Annotated in this window: 16 protein-coding genes; 2 read left to right on the plus strand and 14 right to left on the minus strand. The window is 38.2% G+C overall.

Annotated features, from left to right (window positions below):
- The first annotated feature begins 223 nt into the window (after positions 1 to 223).
- Positions 224 to 637 (plus strand): inner membrane protein YiaA, encoded by a 414-nt coding sequence (gene yiaA / locus DBR11_RS20390; RefSeq protein ID WP_108554468.1) that lies wholly within the window; start codon positions 224 to 226, stop codon positions 635 to 637.
- A 97-nt stretch (positions 638 to 734) separates the two neighbouring features.
- Here yiaA and DBR11_RS20395 read toward each other — a convergent pair whose 3' ends face one another.
- The 4 genes from DBR11_RS20395 to rfbB form a co-directional block, all read right to left on the minus strand.
- The gene (locus tag DBR11_RS20395; protein WP_108554469.1) at positions 735 to 1,811 is read right to left on the minus strand and encodes a mannose-1-phosphate guanylyltransferase; all 1,077 of its coding nucleotides are present in this window, start codon (positions 1,809 to 1,811) and stop codon (positions 735 to 737) included.
- A gap of 114 nt (positions 1,812 to 1,925) precedes the next feature.
- A complete protein-coding gene (locus tag DBR11_RS20400) occupies positions 1,926 to 3,317 on the minus strand; it encodes an undecaprenyl-phosphate glucose phosphotransferase (protein WP_108554470.1) in 1,392 nt (463 codons plus the stop codon).
- 23 nt (positions 3,318 to 3,340) lie between these two features.
- Positions 3,341 to 4,201, minus strand: coding sequence for a glucose-1-phosphate thymidylyltransferase RfbA (gene rfbA / locus DBR11_RS20405; protein ID WP_108554471.1), 861 nt, complete (start codon positions 4,199 to 4,201; stop codon positions 3,341 to 3,343).
- 256 nt (positions 4,202 to 4,457) lie between these two features.
- Positions 4,458 to 5,516: a dTDP-glucose 4,6-dehydratase gene (gene rfbB, locus DBR11_RS20415; RefSeq protein ID WP_108554473.1), complete on the minus strand. Its 1,059-nt coding sequence runs from the start codon at positions 5,514 to 5,516 to the stop codon at positions 4,458 to 4,460.
- A 447-nt stretch (positions 5,517 to 5,963) separates the two neighbouring features.
- Here rfbB and DBR11_RS20420 point away from each other — a divergent pair, with 447 nt between their 5' ends.
- Entirely contained in the window at positions 5,964 to 7,460 is a 1,497-nt protein-coding gene (locus DBR11_RS20420; protein ID WP_233260844.1) for a capsule assembly Wzi family protein, read from the plus strand.
- Positions 7,461 to 7,467: 7 nt separating this feature from the next.
- Here DBR11_RS20420 and DBR11_RS20425 read toward each other — a convergent pair whose 3' ends face one another.
- From DBR11_RS20425 to DBR11_RS20475, 10 genes are all read right to left on the minus strand, one after another.
- The gene (locus tag DBR11_RS20425) at positions 7,468 to 8,274 is read right to left on the minus strand and encodes a DUF4249 domain-containing protein (RefSeq protein ID WP_108554475.1); all 807 of its coding nucleotides are present in this window, start codon (positions 8,272 to 8,274) and stop codon (positions 7,468 to 7,470) included.
- A gap of 45 nt (positions 8,275 to 8,319) precedes the next feature.
- On the minus strand, positions 8,320 to 9,429 hold the full coding sequence (locus tag DBR11_RS20430) for a DUF1972 domain-containing protein (RefSeq protein ID WP_233260845.1): 1,110 nt from the start codon (positions 9,427 to 9,429) through the stop codon (positions 8,320 to 8,322).
- A gap of 3 nt (positions 9,430 to 9,432) precedes the next feature.
- A complete protein-coding gene (locus DBR11_RS20435) occupies positions 9,433 to 10,575 on the minus strand; it encodes a glycosyltransferase family 4 protein (protein WP_108554476.1) in 1,143 nt (380 codons plus the stop codon).
- Positions 10,572 to 11,633: a polysaccharide pyruvyl transferase family protein gene (locus DBR11_RS20440; RefSeq protein ID WP_108554477.1), complete on the minus strand. Its 1,062-nt coding sequence runs from the start codon at positions 11,631 to 11,633 to the stop codon at positions 10,572 to 10,574. Before DBR11_RS20440 ends, DBR11_RS20435 begins: the two co-directional genes overlap by 4 nt.
- Positions 11,630 to 12,856 carry an oligosaccharide flippase family protein gene (locus DBR11_RS20445; protein ID WP_108554478.1) on the minus strand — a complete coding sequence of 409 codons (1,227 nt, stop codon included), beginning with the start codon at positions 12,854 to 12,856 and terminating at the stop codon, positions 11,630 to 11,632. The genes DBR11_RS20440 and DBR11_RS20445 overlap by 4 nt, the downstream gene beginning before the upstream one ends.
- Positions 12,857 to 14,122: an O-antigen polymerase gene (locus DBR11_RS20450; protein WP_108554479.1), complete on the minus strand. Its 1,266-nt coding sequence runs from the start codon at positions 14,120 to 14,122 to the stop codon at positions 12,857 to 12,859.
- Between the two features lie 5 nt (positions 14,123 to 14,127).
- On the minus strand, positions 14,128 to 15,120 hold the full coding sequence (locus tag DBR11_RS20455) for a beta-galactosidase (RefSeq protein WP_108554480.1): 993 nt from the start codon (positions 15,118 to 15,120) through the stop codon (positions 14,128 to 14,130).
- 12 nt (positions 15,121 to 15,132) lie between these two features.
- On the minus strand, positions 15,133 to 17,481 hold the full coding sequence (locus DBR11_RS20460) for a tyrosine-protein kinase (RefSeq protein ID WP_108554481.1): 2,349 nt from the start codon (positions 17,479 to 17,481) through the stop codon (positions 15,133 to 15,135).
- A 33-nt stretch (positions 17,482 to 17,514) separates the two neighbouring features.
- A complete protein-coding gene (locus DBR11_RS20465; protein ID WP_233260846.1) occupies positions 17,515 to 18,336 on the minus strand; it encodes a polysaccharide biosynthesis/export family protein in 822 nt (273 codons plus the stop codon).
- A gap of 652 nt (positions 18,337 to 18,988) precedes the next feature.
- Positions 18,989 to 19,669, minus strand: coding sequence for a peptidylprolyl isomerase (locus DBR11_RS20475; RefSeq protein WP_108554483.1), 681 nt, complete (start codon positions 19,667 to 19,669; stop codon positions 18,989 to 18,991).
- Positions 19,670 to 19,741: the final 72 nt, after the last annotated feature.

Below are 19,741 nucleotides of genomic sequence, written 5' to 3' on the forward strand. Positions count from 1 at the left end.
CCAAGGAGGTATACAACAACCAAAATGACAAAAATACTGGTTAAGCTGATCAGTATTCGTTTGATCCAAAGCATAATGTTATGATTTAAATCAAAAATAGCTTTTCCTGTTTGATAATTTGCACAATTTCAAAGAATGAATTTCTATATCAGTATCATTTAATTATGTTTGTTTTACAGTTAACCTTAATAAGTTAGTTTAAACTATCTATCGCATCTAAATTATGAATCAACAAAAACCATCAAATGCCTTTATTGGCGCTTCCTGGGCAGCCCTTATTGTTGGGTTTGCTGCTTATAACATCGGGCTTTTTAATGCCACAATGCAACTGAATGAAAAGGGGTATTACTTTACAATTCTAATGTTCGGTGTATTTTCCGCTATATCGGTGCAGAAATGTGTACGTGACCGTCTGGAAGGAATTCCGGTGACCAGTATCTATTACAGCATCAGCTGGTTTTGCACCATTCTTTGTCTGGTACTTTTAACCGTGGGTCTGTGGAATGCCACATTGGCTTTAAGTGAAAAAGGATTTTATGCAATGTCTTTTGTTCTGACCATTTTTTCGGCAATTGCCGTACAGAAAAACACGCGGGACAGCATAGGCGGAGATACTCCAAAAGCCTCGCAGGATTAATAGATAATAAAATAAGGCGCCTGAGATCAGGCGCCTTATTTTATTATCTATTAATCCTGGACAGTCAGATCGAAATATCCAAGATGAATGAACAAAATCACGAAAAATCTTTTCCGCAAATTTCAATCACATTTTTAGAAACTTCCTTGATCTCCTGTTCAAGTGATTTTGGATAAATGAGCAACACTCTACCGTCATCAACAATGATATAGTCATTTAGTCCTTTGATCACAGCAATCTTATCCCCGGGTATCTGAACAATACAATTTTCGGTTTCAGAAAGATTGATTTTATGCCCCGAAAGGACATTATTATACTCGTCTTTTTCCATTACATCATGTAAAGAGGCCCAGGTTCCTAAATCGGACCAGCCAAAATCTCCGGGTACGGTATATACATTATCTGCTTTCTCCATAATGGCGTAGTCAATCGATATATTCGGAGACAAAGAGTAATTTCTCAAAAGAAACTCTTGTTCTGTAGATGTATTATAATGTTCCTTTCCTTCGGAAAAGATTTCATACAGTTCTGGTGTGTACTTCTGAAATGCTTTCATAATCGATTTAATATTCCAGATAAAGATCCCGGCATTCCATAAATAATCGCCGCTGGCTACAAACTCCATTGCCCTCTCTAAATTTGGTTTTTCAAGAAAACGGTGTACCCTGGATATCTGGCCAGACACCTCCCTGTCATACCTTATATAGCCATAGCCAGTATCGGGCCTAACGGGGGAAATCCCCAGGGTAAATAATCTATTTCCCTTTTCAGCGTCACGCAAAGCTATTTCAAGCTTTTGAAGGAAAACATCTTCTTTAAGGATCAAATGGTCGGAAGGAGCAACGATAATATTAGCCTCAGGATTTAAGTTTTCAATTTTAAAAGAGGCATAAGCAATGCAAGGGGCGGTATTATTTCTGCTAGGTTCTGCCAATATGTTTTCATCAGATAAAAGAGGTAGTTGCTCTTTGATCAATTCCTTGTACTGTTCATTGCTTAGTATATAAACATTTTCTGGCTTACAAATTTTAGAAAACCTCTCAAAGGTGAGCTGTAGCAAGGATTTACCAATTCCCAGTATATCAATAAACTGCTTAGGATAGTTATTCCTGCTTTTTGGCCAAAAGCGGCTTCCTACCCCTCCTGCCAAAATTAGAACATAGGTGTTTTTCATTGGAATATATTTTTTTAAGGTTATGAAGCTATCATGTGCTATCAAAATTTATTCATTTCGCTTTGTGTAATGCTGCACATGATGGTTTTTGTTTTTTGAAAATAGTAAACACAATTAAAAGGCATTATTCTCTCCGCGAAGAACATTAATCACAGTCATTGCGATAATTTTAACATCAAACATAGATTCCCAATTTTCCAGGTAATAAATATCACATTTTACACGATTCTCCATATCCTCATATTCCTTTGTCTCCCCCCGAAAGCCATTAACTTGAGCCCAGCCGGTTATTCCGGGTTTCAGAAATTGCCGTACCATATATTGACTAATGATCGCTTTGTATTCCTCAGTATGTTTTAGCATATGAGGTCTTGGGCCAACAACACTCATATTACCTTGAAAAACATTAAAGAACTGAGGCATTTCGTCCAAACTGGTTCTTCTTATAAACTTGCCAATGGGTGTAACCCGATCATCATTTTTAGTTGCTTGTCTCTTATCGCTTGCATCATTAACCTTCATGCTTCTGAATTTATAGCACCAAAACGGCTCATCGTTTTTACCACTTCTCAGCTGTTTGAACATGACCGGGCCTTTACTCTGCGTTTTTATGATAATAGCCAATAAAGGATAAAGCCAGCTCAGAATAAATATAATAACCAAAGAACTGAATATAATATCAAATAAGCGCTTCTTAAATCTGTTACCGATGTCTTCCAGAGGCTCATTTCTCAAGGTGATCACCGGGAACTCGCCGCCCAAATAACTTACAGTATACGGAGAGCCTAAAGCTCCTCCAAAATCTGGAATAAATTTAAGACGTATACATAGTTTTTCTGCTTCTGCCATGAGTTGTCTTACTTCAGGCATTCTTTCTGGTGCAACAGCCACATAAACATCTTTTACGCCACTACCAGCCGCCTCCGCGAGTCTTGATGAAGTAACTTCATCAAGTTCACTATTCTTTTCAGTATACATGTCATTATCGTCACCAACAAAACCACAAAATTGCACATTCCTTTGCTTTTGAAAATAAGAGGAAATTCGTACAGCTGTGTGATTCGACCCCATAACAGCAACCTTTTTTGCGCCATTAAATTTACTAATGAAATAATACTGAATAGCCGTGCCCAAAAATCGATTTAGTATAAATGAAAATGTAAGCAGACAATAGAAGATGACCAGAAAAGTCCTGGAAAAGTATAAACTATTAAAAAATATCAAATAAACGGCAAACAAAACCATATGGGCTACGATGCTTTTCCATGTCCCGCGGTAAATACGGGTTAATTTCCTGGCTCCGTACAATGTATACAACCCAAATACAGCCGTGTTAAACAACCAAATGATATTACAAACAACAATATATTGCCGGTGTAATTCTGTTGAAACTGATTTCCCAAAACTTAAAGAGAGATAAAATGCGAGGAAGTAAACGATGTTCAACATGATCACATCGGTAATCAGTAAAACATATCTTAATAAATAAACGTAACGTGTTAACATAGGGAAGGATGATTAGGGATGGTTTATATAATTAGTTTTAAAAGATACTGCCCATAGCCACTCTTGACCAAGGACTTCGCAACCTGTTCAAGTTGGTAAGAATCGATAAATCCCATTCTGTAAGCAACTTCTTCGATACATCCAATCTTTAGCCCCTGTCTTTCTTCTATGACCTGTACAAATTGGCCTGCCTGCATTAAAGAATTAAAGGTTCCTGTGTCCAGCCAAGCCGTTCCCCGGCTCAATACGCCAACTTTTAAAGTGCCTTGCTCGAGATATACCTTATTTACATCCGTTATCTCATATTCTCCACGTAAAGACGGCCTAATATTTCTGGCAATTTCGACGACAGAGTTGTCATAGAAATAAAGTCCCGGAACGGCATAGTTTGACTTAGGAAGCTCAGGTTTTTCTTCAATAGAAATTGCTTTTTTATTTTCGTCAAATTCCACAACGCCGTATCTTTCAGGATCTGCAACCTGGTATGCAAATACAACCGCACCTTGTGGTTCTTTCATATCTTGCAATAGACTGGATAAACCATCTCCATAGAAAATATTATCTCCAAGAATCAGGGCAACGCTGTCATCCCCAATAAAATCTGCTCCAATGACAAATGCCTGAGCAAGCCCATTGGGAACCTCCTGTACTGCATATGAAAATTTACAGCCAATGGCCAAACCATCGCCAAGTAGTTTTTGAAACTGAGGCAGGTCATGTGGTGTAGAAATGATCAAGACTTCGTTTATGCCCGCAAGCATCAAAATCGATAATGGGTAATAGATCATCGGTTTATCATACACAGGCATCATCTGCTTACTGCAGGCCAGTGTAAGTGGATGTAACCGTGTGCCCGAACCTCCGGCTAAAATAATTCCTTTCATTTTTCTTTGTTTAACTGGTAAATACTATAGATTATTTAATTTGTAATGCATACTGCCACAATTAACCAGATGCAGCACATATTAAGATTTTCAATTTTTGCCCCTAATTTTAAAACATGATTAGCGGCTGAATAAGGCAGCAACAAATCCTTCTTTGAAAAGTCACTAACAGATGATCCTTTCAAAAAATCAAAATATTGCCTGCAGGAAACCAGGCCATACATTTAAACGGCACCTTTTTCCCGGTTACATTTCCTTAATCCAGCGTTATATACTGGCCTGCATAGTAATTTTGATATTGGCCTGTGGTCACATCATTCAACCATTCTTCATTCTCTAAATACCAATCAACTGTTTTCGCTAAACCTTCTTCAAATTGAAGACTAGGCACCCAGTTCAAGTTTTCCTGAAGTTTTGTCGAATCAATCGCATATCTCAGATCGTGGCCTGCACGGTCCTTCACGTAAGTGATTAATTTCTCCGAATCACCAGATCCCCTCCCTAACTTTAGATCCATAATGGAACATAAAAGCTTGATCAGATCGATATTTTTCCATTCATTATGGCCACCAATATTATAGGTCTCGCCACTTTTAGCCTGATGAAAGATAACGTCTATTGCGCGGGCATGGTCTTCTACCCAAAGCCAGTCACGAACGTTCTCTCCTTTTCCATATATAGGAACAGGTTTATTGTTTTTGATATTATTTATGGCCAGGGGGATCAGTTTTTCCGGAAAATGATGTGACCCATAATTATTTGAGCAATTGGAAATTACACTATCAAGACCATATGTATCGTGATAAGCCCGGACAAAGTGGTCCGAGCTGGCTTTTGAAGCAGAATAAGGGCTATGCGGATCATATACTGTGGACTCGGTAAACAGGCCTGTTTCACCAAGACTACCATAAACCTCATCGGTAGAAACATGGTAAAACCGCCTACCCGCATAAGAACCTTTCCAACACTCCTTTGCTGCATTCAAAAGATTTACTGTCCCGATCACATTGGTCATGACGAAAGCCGTCGGATCGGTTATAGAGCGGTCTACATGAGATTCGGCCGCGAGATGAATAACCGCATCGAATTCCTCTTTTAAAAAGAGCTCATTTATTTCGATGGGGTCTGTAATATCTGCCTTGATAAATCTATAATTTGGCCTATCTTCTATATCTTTTAGATTCGCTAGATTTCCAGCATAGGTCAACTTATCAAGGTTTACGATTTCATAGTGCGGATAGTTCGTCACAAATCTGCGCACTACGTGAGAGCCGATAAAACCGGCGCCTCCAGTTATTAAAATTTTGTTTTTCATAGGGATGGATTTTTTGATTAGGTCTATTATCTATTTCATACGATTTTTATCTTAGTGTAAAGCATACACAAATATAAAATTTTCAACCACAAAGAGCACAAAAAATGATAATTAATTATCATTTTTATTAACAAAACAATAATTAATATAAAAAATGCGTTTCAAATTAGAAAACATTCAAACAAAAACAACACAAATCCATTCTATTAACATAAAAAACATATATAGATCATAAATTCTTTACACAACACAACACTAAACACGAACAAACACACAAAAAACCAATAAAAATGAAGACAAAACCAATAAAAACGTCCACACAACAGAATTACTAAGAAAAAAACAATCAACCAAGCAAAAACATCCCTATTAGTTAATCCATCTACCTATATGTATTTTAACTTTACGAGAGCAAAAACTTTAAAAAAACTCCTCTTAATTCCGATTGTGCTCCTAATTTTTTCGCATCCAACAAGAGCGCAATTCTTAAACAAAATCAAAACCGAAATAGAAACTCAGGCCACAGGAACAACAGGCAATACCGTCCCTTTCTGGATGCGATCAAACCAATATGGATCTGTGCCTTTAAGCGGGGCCTCCGCAAGCTTTATTGCCAGGGCACGCAAGGATTATGAAACGCAGTTATTCACAGACAGCAACTCCAGAAACAAAAGGCTTACAGACTGGGGGTTTGGATTTGAAGGGAGGGCCAATGGTGGCAAAAATTCAAATCTACTATTGATAGAAGCTTATGCAAAATTCAGAATCGGTGTCTTCCAGATAAAAGCAGGAAGAAGTAAAGACGTTATGGGATTAAATGGAGATACCACTTTGAGTTCCGGAAATTTTGCTGTATCCGGAAATGCTCTGGGAATTCCTAAAGTAGAGATCGCCATTCCAGAATACTACAGCCTCCCTTTCTTTAGTGGTCTTTTTTCAGTGAAAGGTACTTTTTCACATGGCTGGCTCGGCAAACTGACCGTACTGGACAAGATCGGCTCTGCGGTAAAAATCAACAATACTCACCCAAGCAGCTATCTCCATCAAAAGTCCTTGTACATACGCCTTGGAAAACCAGATTGGAAATTAAAATTTTACGGGGGATTTAATCATCAGGTTTACTGGGGTGATGAAAGATCTGTTTATGGCCCTAATTATAAGTTATCTCCAATTGAAACCTTTTTCTATGTAGTTACAGGAAAAACCTATAGTTCAAAAGGTATTCTTCAATCCAAGATCGGAAACCAGATCGGTTCGCTTGATGTCGCTGCAGAATATGACTTCAACGCTATAAAGGTGATGATATACCGCCAGAATTTTTATGACGTTGGCGCCTTGTCAAAATTGGCAAATATCGCTGATGGTTTGAACGGCATCAGCATTGAAAACAAGCGCTACAACTCAAGAAATAGTGGCTTCCAATGGAAAAAAGCACTCTTCGAATTCTTTTATTCCAAAGACCAGGCTGGATACCCTTGGTCAACTCCAACCAAATCAGGAGATGAAGACTACTATAATAATTCTTTTTACATCAAAGGCTGGTCATATAATGGTATGGGTGTTGGAAATCCTCTTATTACGCGCAGAGATGATGCCAGGGATGGTCAGGCGACCAATAAGCAAGATTATTTCATCAACAACCGGGTCGTTGCACTCCACCTGGGTTTACAAGGCACATTAAATGATTTGATTTTTTTAACAAAACTTACCTACTCCTGGAACTATGGAACTTTCGGAACCAGTCCTTATGGACATTCTATGGGTAACATGAGAGAAACAAATACGACCAATTTATTTGTACCTGTACAGCAATTTTCCTTCTATGCCGAGGGTTTAAAGGAACTGAAAAAGGGCTATAGCGCAGGATTGGCCGCAGCCTTTGATCAGGGAAAACTGCTGGACAATTCGACTGGACTTACGCTCAAGCTGATTAAGAAGTTTTAAAATAATACTACCGAACTTCGTAAAGTAAAGCTTCGGTAGTATGTGCACTAAAATACCCCAGGGCGTTATTGCTGATATTGGAAGGTGGGTTACCAGGGGTCACCCCCCCTCCGGGGCCTTTCATAATTTGTTGACTGAGGGTAAACCAATAGGTAAAAATGTTTTTATCGATGTTCTGGGCTTCTACCCATACTTTATGCCCCTTCACCAATGGTTCGTTGTCCTCTTTAGCATAATAGAGCACCTCAGAGGTCGTATTCCCATTTGTAAAGCGATCGTTTGCCACAAAAATACGCCTCGTTTGTACATTGTTAATTTTCATAATCCAGCGATATTGATTTTCTTCGTCACCCGGATCTTTATAATGTACCTGTATCTGTTTGTAATCCTTTGCCTCAAAAGTAATGATCTTCAAGCTTAAAGAATCCATTTTAACATGCCCGGGCATTACCGAAGTGGCAGTATAAACCTCGCTATTAACATTCACATTGAGAAAATAGGTACGCCCTGTTACACCTTTAAACGGCCCAACAGTATAAATACCCGGTGCACTTTCCTTAAAATTCCAGGAATTTCCTACATTGTCAGTTACAGTTACCAAAGCCCCATTTATCACAGGATAAACATTCTGCCCTGTATAAGGTACAGATTGAGTAATTTTAACTGTCTGTACCTCATTTTTGTCTGTAACATTTCCTTCAATTACAATTTGGTTGGGTGCAGTATCTAAATTTACATTGATCACCTTTTCACATGAACAAAATAGAATAGAAAGAATGATCCACGCAACTGCATATATAACTTTATTCATCATAATTCCCTAAAATTTGCAAACGCATATTTGTTCAGTTTCCCATTTTTATCTGTTAAATTTCCCCTTTACCCCAGAAAGATGAGCTGCATATTGATCGGCAATAAGCTCCCAATCATATACATTTGTGATCTTATCCCTATTTCTTTTCAACATTATCTGACACTGGTCACTCACATATTCAATTTTTAACAGATGCCCGGCAACCTCCTCTGCATTTTGAAAATAAAATGCGTCATTTTCTAAGATATATTTATTGAAAGGGTTGTCATTTGCGCAGATCAAACTGCTTGAGGCCATAGCCTCTAAAAGTGATGGATTGGTACCACCAACAGTGTGACCGTGAAAATAAACATTTGAGTAATAGCGCAAATTGTTAAGGGTATTGATATTGTAAATTCCCCCGATAAACCTTATCTGGGAATAAGAGGCAAATTTTTGTTTTAAGTATTCCCCATAAACTGTTTCGTGTTTCCCCACCACAAGAAATGGACGTTCTAACCCCGCTTTCTGCACACCATCTAGTATGATTTCAATGCTATTTTCAGGCTCTAATCTTGCGATCAGCATGTCGTATTGCTGAGGTACAAGTCCATATTCTTTTAAGTCGCTCACATCAGGGTTCTCAAACAAGGTTGCACCATAGGCAATGAAAGTAGAATCCTTTTTATATTTAGTTTTCAAATATTCCTGAATACCGATAGAATCTGAAATCAAATGATCACTATATTTCACGCCCAGCCGCTCGGCATATTGAAGAAACTTCCGAACTTTTTGCGAATACTTAGTTCGCTTCCATTCTAAACCATCCATATTGGTGGTAACTACACTTTTTTGAGGCAAGAGCCAGCCCCAGACTGAACTACTTGTATATCCTAATTGCAGCACAACATCACAGTTCTGTTTCCTTACATTGAGAATGCAGTTTAAATCGTAGATGAATTGTCCCGCAGTTCCCAGTTTATCTTCTGGATCATAGCAATGCACGATCTTAACCCCTTTCCATTCCTTCTCCTGATAAGGATGACTATGGGAATTATACACGATGACTTCAAAACCTCTTTTAACTAAACCTAATGCCAAATATTCTGCACACTGCTCAAAACCACCATAGTGGTTAGGGATACCTCTTGTTCCAATGATTGAAACTTTCATCATGATTTATAGAATTTGCTCATAAAAACCTTTTGTTAATTGTCCAATATTTGACCAGTCGAATTTTTGCCTGATCATAAGATTTGATTGATTTGCAGCACCAATGAGTGCTTCGGGATGGTCTACGAGGTAACAAATCTGTTTAGCCAAATCTTCATGATCTTCGCTTTTAAAAAGGAAGCCATTTTCGCCCTGCTCAACGAACTCTTTAAAAGGAGGTAGATCGGAGCACAATACCGGCCTTCCGTAACTCATCGTAAGTAACAAAACCCCGCTCTGATAAATTTCCCGATAAGGCAAAACTACCAAATCAGCACCCTCGTAAAAAGAAGCAATTTCTTCGTCTTTTATATATCTGAAATGCGTTTGAATATCATTGTTAAGTTCCAGGTCGTTAATCAGCTCTTCATATAAATTCAGGTCACTTTTCCAGGCCTTACCGGCAATCACCAATTCTACGTTATAAGACTTATCTTTTACCAATTTAATGGCGTTGATCAACACATCTAATCCTTTGACTGTTTTTATCTGCCCAAAAAACAACAACCGAAAAGGAACATTTCGTTTAGCCGGATAAATTAGTGACTCAATAAAAGGTAAATAATTTCCATGTGGAATAATACGTACAGGCGAGGAGACAAAAGATTTCTGACTTAAAGCATCCATAGACGATTGATTGTGGACTATAATCCCGTCAATGAGTTTATAACTCGACCGCTCTACAAATTTATTTGCCTGTTTATGGAAAGAACTCACATCGTGTAAAGTTGCAATAACTTTAAACGACATGGAACGTGCCAGCGCAATTACTATTAAATCAACAGACCTGAAAGTAAAAAAATGCAAATGAACGATTTTCCCTCCAGCTTTCTTTGCAATGTTAAATGCTTTGAAATGACCCATCAAATATTCACTGACTTTAGCAAAAAGCTTTTTCTTCCATAGACCTTTAAAGGTGATCACAGTCTCTACATTTTTATATACCCTTGTCCGCGTTACATCACAGGTATAAAACTTAACTTTAACATCATGCTCACCCAAGCCCAGAGCCAAGCCATAATCATAATAATCCATCCCCCCATGTCCTCCCACAGGTTCAACAATATGAACATAGCCTAATGCTTTATTTTGTTTTTTATCGATCATCATGTTTTGGCAGGTAATAATTGTTTAAAAGCATATTCTATAACTTCCGCTTTTCCAGCTAACCCCTCACTTGCAGGAACATTGAAGTCCGGACGGTGAGTGGATAAACCCTCGGGCAGGATTATCCTTTGAATCTCCCCTACCTCTCTGGTGAATTTTAGATTTTTATCCGAATAATTAAAAATCGAATAAGGGACAGATAAGGTGTGCGCCAGTACTGCAGGATGTAATCTCGCGGTCACTACATATGCCGCACCTGAAATTTTTGCAACAGCAGCTTCTATTTCATGCCCCAATACCGTCTCTACTGCGATATTACTTTCCAAGAATAAAGCTTCCGCAAGACTGGCAGTCTCCAAATCAACTTCATAATCACAAACCAGGTTAACAACTTTAGAAACCCCAAGTTCCCTGCAAGTCTTGATTGTTAACCAAACGAGGCTCTGATTGATTTGTTTGTTATCGAATTGATCATATCCCGAAAGATCCCTGCAACTGTAAACGACATATTTGTTTTCTATGCCCGTTTGGACCTTGTCTGAATTCTGGTGCTTAAAGGCGATATCATGGATTAATTTATTACTTCCACGATTAAAAAAATCAAATTTCTTAGAAACCTCATGCGACTTGCCATCTCTGGCGAAAATGTTTGAGGAGATCATATTTGCAAGAAAAAGATAAGCTTTTGTTTTAAACTTACTATAACTGTCTATTCCAATCCCTAAATAGTTAACCTGAACCCCCATAAGCCTGGCAATGGACATATATTTAATTCCACCTGTTCCATTTTGATCCATAAAGCAAGTACCTCCTCCCCAACTTAATGACACCGAACCACGAAGACGATCTTTAAAATCCCTTATGCCATGCGCATTCAGATCAACAATCTCTATATCAAAAGACTGAATATGATGCGCGATTGCAATTTTCAGAAAATCCGCATCACCATAAGTGAATATTACAATTTTGGCATAGTGATTCTTGAAGTACTCGAGTAAGGTATCCAACATCAATACATCTCCAAAATTCGCTCCGTAGTAACCTATAAATGAAATTTTCATACTGCTAATTTGATTCTAACCATGTTGACATACCTTTGATAAATCATAAAATATAATGCTGCCACAAAAAACTCACTGATCACGTAACTCATGGCCAAAGACTGCATCCCATACCCTCTAAGCACGTACATAAATATGGCCTGTATGGCAATCGACAGAAAAGAAACAGCTACTTTAAGTGGAATACTCTCTTCCGATAAAATCGCTGCACCCAGTGCTGTAGAAAAAAATCTCAATGGAATACTTAAGCATAAGATCATTAGAATTACAGAGGCACTAGAGAAAGAAGCGGGATAAACAACTTTAATCACAAAAGGAGTTAATACAAAAAGCATGAGTCCTGTAAACAATCCCACTGCAAAAGAAACATAAGCATGTTTTAAGGGAGTTTTTATGGAGTTTAGATCCGTAGTCATCTTGTGGTATTTAGGCAAAAAATAAGTCCCAAAAACAATATTCGGCAGCAGAAAACAAGCAGTTAAAAGCGTACTCGCAGATGAATAAAGCCCAGAGGCGGCCGTTCCGAAAAGAAAAACAGCTACAATTGTCGAAATTTGGATCTGGGCAACATTTACTGTACCATTTAAAGCGTAAAAAACAGACTGTTTCATGAATCCGGAGATCTCTCTGAATTTTATATTAAAATCAGCGGACTCCCTATAATCATACTCCCTCTTAAATAACACTAGCAAAACATAAAAAGCAATGGCATGACCAGCCGCAATAAAGTAAGACACGGTGGTTAGGTTCACCAAAAAAAACAAAGAAAACAAAACGATCAGTAGTTTAGCCGTTGGTAAAACTGATTGCGCAACAGAAACAACGTTGTATCTTTCTTTCACCTGTGCACTTGCAACAGTGATATTCTGAAGAGCAAATGGAAAATAAAAAGTAGCCAGGCAAATGGATTGAACAATAGATACACCAGGCAAGAAGAGTATACTTAAAATGTAGGCAAGTAAGGTAGTTGCCGATAGACAAACAATGGAGATTGGCATCAGTTGGCCAATCTGACTCTGGTCAACACAAGCCCTCCTCAAAAAAAGACCTGATATACCAATACTTATGAAAGGCGCAATTACCGTTAAAATTGACGTCACTGCAGCATAGGCACCAAATTCCGCTAATCCCAACTGATGACTTAAAAACACCTGAAGAAGAAAGGTGGTGCCAGCTGCACCAAAACCGGAAACAATAACTCGTATTACTTTAATATTTCGCACTTAACTGGGGTTTTCAAGGTTAATCCTAATTAATTTATTTTTTTTAGCTGCAAACACAGCAAATGCAACCCTCAACAGGGCAAGAAAGATGACAAGCCACAGCATACTCACAGACTGAGCTGATATCCCCGATGTAATCACCTTAGAGGCGACTTCCAGGATGAGCATATATAGGAAGATATGGTAAAAACCGGAATGTGTTAAGATACATCTGTTGTATGCCTTTCTAACGAAATAACCAAACAAAACACACCCAATTACGATTCCCGCATAACCAAAATTGATATATAGATCTCCCATTAAAGTTGGAGGGATACCAAAACCCTCAAATTCCAGGTTTGTTACTTCCTTTAACCAGGATTGATAATCAAGCTGCTTCCCTGGCAATGCCGTAATAATGTCCATAAAAAAAGTAGATCCATATTCCAGGTTTCCTTTACTTACAAATGCGGTGATGACCTTTTCAAGATTGGAGATATAAAGTACAAACCGATAGGTAAATGTTGTAGCCAAATCCACAGTGGTCATGCTATCCGGATTCCTGAACATTTCGAACACATTGATGAAAAGTAGCCCCATACCTGCGTAAATAAACATCAGTTTATTAGAAAGCCGGGCAGCAAGGTAATGTCTCGAGATCAGAAGATACAGGCATAACCAGAGCAAATAACGCCTGGAGCCAGTTCCGGTCATAATAAGTCCAACAACTGCAAAAATTGCAAACAAAAACCAACGATCTTTATCTCTGCTAAAAGAATAGGTAGCATATAGTGCCAATCCATACATAGAAAATGTCATCAGATACAAGAAATAACCATTTCCTCCTACCGATAGGGCCGCAACCCTGGCAAGCTCTTTGTTTCCCGCCAGAATTGGAATATTTCCTGCCCTGGCAAAAAAAATCAACCCGGCAAGAATTCCTAATCCGACAAAGGCAAGACTTGCTTTTTTAATCTTGGCATCAAGGTGTACACCTATCGAATGCCATGGCTTTCCGGGTCTGGATAATCTGTAATCTTTTGTATTTGCCGCAATATAGAATCCAACATTTATAAAAACATAGCCCATCATAACGATAACTGCAACATGTTGAAAATTGGCCGAGCGATACATCTCCGCCGAAAAAAAATAAAGTGCAACTGGCCCTAATCCGATAAGCACAATAAAATACAGGTTCAAAAAAACTTCCGGCTGAAAAAAGTCATTATTCCCTTTTTTGAACAAGCCAAATAAATAAACAAGACAAAAAATGACGATCATTACCATAGCAATTAGTTTAGATAGCCTTTTTCAACATCTTCTCCCCACACCTCGATCCATGCCGGATGGATAGCTACCCCCTTCTTCATCATCGCCTTAAAACCGCTCTCATTATCCTTTTTTGAATAGATTTTGATAGATTGCAAAACGATCTTATTCGGTTGTTCTTTCAATACCAGATCAGCGTACTGGTTCCCCTTTCTAAACCAGGCATCGTCTGTGAAAGCCAGAGCCGCAACCTTAATTTTATCATCGTTTTCAATATAACGGATCAAATCTTTAGACACCCGGTCAGTTCTTTCATCACCATAAATATTATGAATAGAAAGCGTCAGAACTGTAGAAGGAAACTCCTGCTTAAATTCACTGATTATTTTCTTCCAGTTGGTTGTATAATTATTGAAATTAAACCCCACTCTATTCATCTCTTGCTGATCAGCAATAAAATTTGTTTCAATTCCATTTGTATTACTACCTCCGGTAATCGCAATAGAATTCACATATTCCATATCCGGCAACAGGGCAAGCTTAAAATTATGGAGAAATTCAAAATAATGAGACAAGTATTTTTCATCCCAAGGAACAGGTGCTTTAGAATTCTCTTCTTTTCCCGATTCCACATAATTATCCTGATGAATCCAGCCCATATATTTTGCCCCGGTTCCACCAACCCATAATGGACTCCACCTCCCAGGCAACACTCCAATATTGATTTTCTTATGAGCCTTTGCTACCAATCCTACTACTTTGTGGAGGACAGCAAAATCGTAAACCCCCTCTTGTGGATTCAACCTTGACCATCCTAAATAATAAGTGATCCCGGAAACCAGTTTATTCTGTAGAATGTCTTCTATTTTTTTTTGATCTATATCACCTCTTATCAGTACATAGACTTTCTGGCTATCTAAGGTAAGGCTGTTATCCAGCTTTTTAAATACGTCTCCGGAAAAGCGGGAAACAATCAATGTACAAACCAATAAAACCATTACATATGCTAATCTCATGATGTCTAAAAATTACTTCAAAAATTTATTGAACAAGTTCTTTTTCTTCTCATTATAAACTCCATATTCATAACCATAGCCATAGCCATAATCGTAGCCATCATTCGTATGAATATCGTTAACAACGATCCCTATCTTCTTCATCCTTTTATTTACATACAGATCTTCAACAATATTCAGTTGATTCTTTAATGTAAATTTCTGTCTAACCAGATACATGCATATATCCGCATGCTTCTCCATTAACTGCGCATCCGTCACAATACCGATTGGAGGGGCATCAATAATGATATAATCAAACTGTGCTTTCAACTCTTCAAGCAAGGCATTTGTCCTTTCATTCATCAATGTTTCCGCAGGATTTGGGGGAACTGGTCCAGAGCTGACAACAAACAAGTTTTCCTGAAACTCCAAAGGTTTTACAATATCATCCACACCTAAATCCTTATTGATAACATAGTTTGTAAAACCAGTTTTATTAGGGATGTTGAGCTTTGACGAAAGCCCAGGCTTTCTTAAATCCAGTTCCATGAGCAAAACTCTCTTTCCGGTTATTGCCAGTATATTCCCAAGATTAATGGCAACAAAAGACTTCCCTTCTCCGGCCATACTGGAAGTTAGAAGAATAACCTTTTCCTTAGGGTCCTGAAGGTAGAAGGCAATATTTGTTCTTAAAGCCCTGAATTGTTCTGCAATTGCAGACCTTGAATTATTGGCAACCACCAAATTATTGACTTCTGCATTGTGACTAATTTCCCCAATAATCGGAACCTGCGTAATCCTTAAAATATCCTCTTTACTACTCACTTTTTTATTCAGAAAATCAGACACGCCAATAAACGAAACTGGCATAAGCAAGCCAACAAACAAGCCAAACAAAAGAACTACGGGCTTTTTAGGGCTATAGGGCTTAAATTGAGATTTAGGCGGATCTATCGTCCTGGAATTAGCGATTGTAGAAGTCTTAGATATAGCCGTTTCTTCACTTTTCTGCATAAGGAATACATATAGTTCTTGCTTAATCTGTTGTTGCCGGGCTAAGTTTAAATAATTTCTTTCCGTTGCAGGCACTTGCTTGATCTGCCCCTCTGTCGAATTCATTTGACTGCGGTATTTGTCTCTTGTAATGGTTAATCCATTTTTAGTAGTTAACAAATTGGACAACATATCTTTCCTCAGGTTTGCAATCTGATGGTCGAGATTTACAACCACAGGATTAGTCTCTGTAACACTCAACAGACTCCTGTCCCGCTCCAAAAGCAGCGCGTTGTATTTCTCTATCAAACCACTAAACACCATATCTGCAGGCAACAATGCACTTGGAAGTACGCGTTTATGACCATTTTCATCTTTCAGATACACCTCCAGGCTCGTTAGAATATTAAGCTGAGTTTCAACTTTAGACAGTTCATTCATAAATTCACTTGTATTCTGAACGAGTAACTTAGATTGCTCGGTCATATCTGCAAGATTATTTTTCTGTTTGAATCCCTGAATATTTCCTTCCAGATCACTAAGTTCTCCACCAATAAGTGCCAGCCGGCCATGGATAAATTTTATAGTACTGTCTGCTACCTCATTTTTATCCTTTAAATTTCCCTCCACATACTTTTTAATGATCTCATTGAGAATATCTTCTCCCCTTTTAGGAACGCTATGATTTATACTTAGATCAACAATGGTGATTTGCTTGTTGGCCACCTCCACACTCATATCGTCCATCAAAGAAGCCACCTTTTCATCGACACTGGAAATAACGAAGCTGTAATCCTCGTAAACAAATGGAATTTCTTCTACTTTCGATAGCATAAAAGTTCCTACTTTAGGAAGATTCACCACACGGTTGAAATTAACAACAGTATCCAGTTCATCTGCACTAATGGAGATGCGACCATCCTTCAATGGCTTTAACTCCACAGCTGTTTTCTTAATCGTATCTGCGGGTTTTAGCAAAAGAACTTTAAATGGGCTCTTATAAAGCTCCACATTCCTTACTCTTCCTTTTTTAAAATACGTGACATTAAGGTTCATATCATTAACCACCTGTTCCATGAGTAACCGTGTCTTAAATATCTCTGCCTCATTATCCACAGTACTCTTCTCACCAAGCAGACCACCGAGGTCGCCCAGCAGTTCACTGGCTCCCATCATGCCAGAGCCTTTTTTATCATCATTCACCATAACCCTCGCCGTCACTTTATACATGGGGGTATTATATCTTATATATAAGAAAGACAGGATCAAACAAGCTATAACTGAGAAAACAAGCCATGGCCATTTTATGGAAACTTTTGTCCAAAGGCGGTTGAGGTCAATAACCTCTTCTTCACCCTGACGTTTATTCACATCTGAAGTATTCATTACAATATTTTAAGGTTAAAAAGAATCGGCTTATTACAACCGGCTGAACAGTACCACCAATACAGAAAGAGCGGAACCAATTATTGCAAGCGTCTGCACTCTGGCGGTATTAAGTGAAGCAGCCTTACCTTTGTTTGGTTCAATATAGATTACATCATTCTGCTTCAGATAATAATAAGGGCTGTTAAATAATTTTGCTGAATTTAAGCTGAAACGCGCAAATTCCTTTTTGCCGTTGTTATCTCTTATCAACAAAACATTCTCCCTTTTTCCATAAATAGTGAGGTCACCCGCAAGGCCTAATGCATCTAGAATGCTAACTTTTTCATTTGGCAAAGTATAAGCTGCAGGCCGGGCTACTTCACCTAAAATTGTTACTTTAAAGTTAGCAAAACGGACCTGTACAGTTGGATCTTTAAAAAAATCCTTGGCTTTTGCCCTGATGACATCCCTGGCATCGTAAGTAGTTAACCCACTAAGCTTAATCTTACCGACAACAGGCAACTCCACTTCTCCTTTCTTATCAACAAGATAACCGGAGATTTGCTGCTGACCAATCGCTCCTGCGGAGCTTGATCCCAATGCTTGCTGAGGGCTCACCTGATTAACCGCAGCAGTGCTTGCAGGGTCAATCGTAAAAATCGAAATCGAAAGGATATCGTCAGGCAAAATCACGGGATCTGAGAATGGGGCCGCATTTGCGAGTGCGGATTGCTCAGCCAAAGAAACATCCTGGAAATAGGGGACGCTTTTTGTACTGGCACAAGAAGCAACAAGCATACAAATTAGCAATCCTGCTAATTTGGCCAATCGCTTGCTAGGTTTCTTTTCTTTCATCGTTTCTGTTTTTTTCATAGGTACGTATCAATAGTGTAAGGATAGATTCGGAATAAACATTTTTACAGAAAACAGCCTTAGATCCTTCAGCAGGAAAGATCAAGGAAATAAAACATCCTATTACGACTAGAAATTCTGCAAAAATAAAGGGAGGCGCCTGAAAAGAACCGATGAAACCAACAGAAAAACACACAAACACAAAGCAAATCCAATTAAAATTGAAATATAACAGAGATTTAACTTTAAATTTATATGTAATCATAGGCTAAATTACAAAATCATCATTATTCACATTAAAAACTAATAAATAACGTGACTATAAAACAAATATAATCAGTAATTAGATAATTAACGAACAAAAACCGCAATTAATATTAATAAGTAATAAAAAATGAAATCAAAAAGTATAATTTATATTCACAAACACAAATCAGCACCAAAGAAAGAGTAAATGACGGACATGCTCATCAGAAAGATGATCAATACCCCGCAAAAACATAAAATCAATAAGCACAGCTTGAACAGAACAGAGGCTCCGCTAATTAAACTAGCTTACCATGTGTTCTTTTAGAAAAGAAACCGGATTGTAGAAAAGTAAATCCAATTGACTTTATTCATTGTAAGCCAAAAAGAAGAAACCCCTGTAAAGCAATTTTGATCATCATATTATTTAAGACTTGCTTCTTTCCACGTTTCGTAATCTCAAAGCTTCCTTTTTGGAAAGTACCACCGCCTTAAAAACGACCGGGCTTAAAGGTAAATCATCCTTGTTTGTCGCAACACTATTAATTTCATCAGCAATATTCATTCCTTCTACAACCTCTCCAAATACGGTATAATCCTGATCAAGATGCGGAGTCCCTCCTATAGTTTTGTATATTTCTCTTTGCTTTTCAGAAAATTTCATCCCTTTCTTCGCTTCAATAGCATCTAATTGCGCGTCTGTTTGCTTTTTACCAGCAACAAGGTAGATCTGAGATAAATACGAGTTCTTCTCCGGATTATCATTTCTTCCTGCACCAAGGGCTCCTTTTTTGTGAAAAAGATTTGGTTTAATTTCTGCTGCCAGGCGCTTTGGTGCGTTTTCCGGATGTTGTTTCTCGCGGTCCAGGATCACCTCATCCAGTTCACCTCCCTGACTAACAAAGGATTTAATTACCCTGTTAAAGACAGCCTCGCTATAAGTTCCATCCTTAATGGCCTGTAAAAACATATTCCGGTGCTTAGGCGTTTGATCATACAGCATCAGTGTAATATCTCCTTTACTGGTCACCAATCGTACAAAAGTCGACTGAGCTTTCAGCGAACAGATAAAGAGCATAAAGATGAAAGAGAGTGCAAGTGTTTTCATGATTCTGATTTAGAGTAACAACAGTTGGAGATACTAATATAACAGTCTTGCTTTATTTTTTCCACAGCTTAT

Origin of the sequence: Pedobacter sp. HMWF019 (assembly GCF_003061025.1) — a bacterium.
GTDB lineage: Bacteria > Bacteroidota > Bacteroidia > Sphingobacteriales > Sphingobacteriaceae > Pedobacter.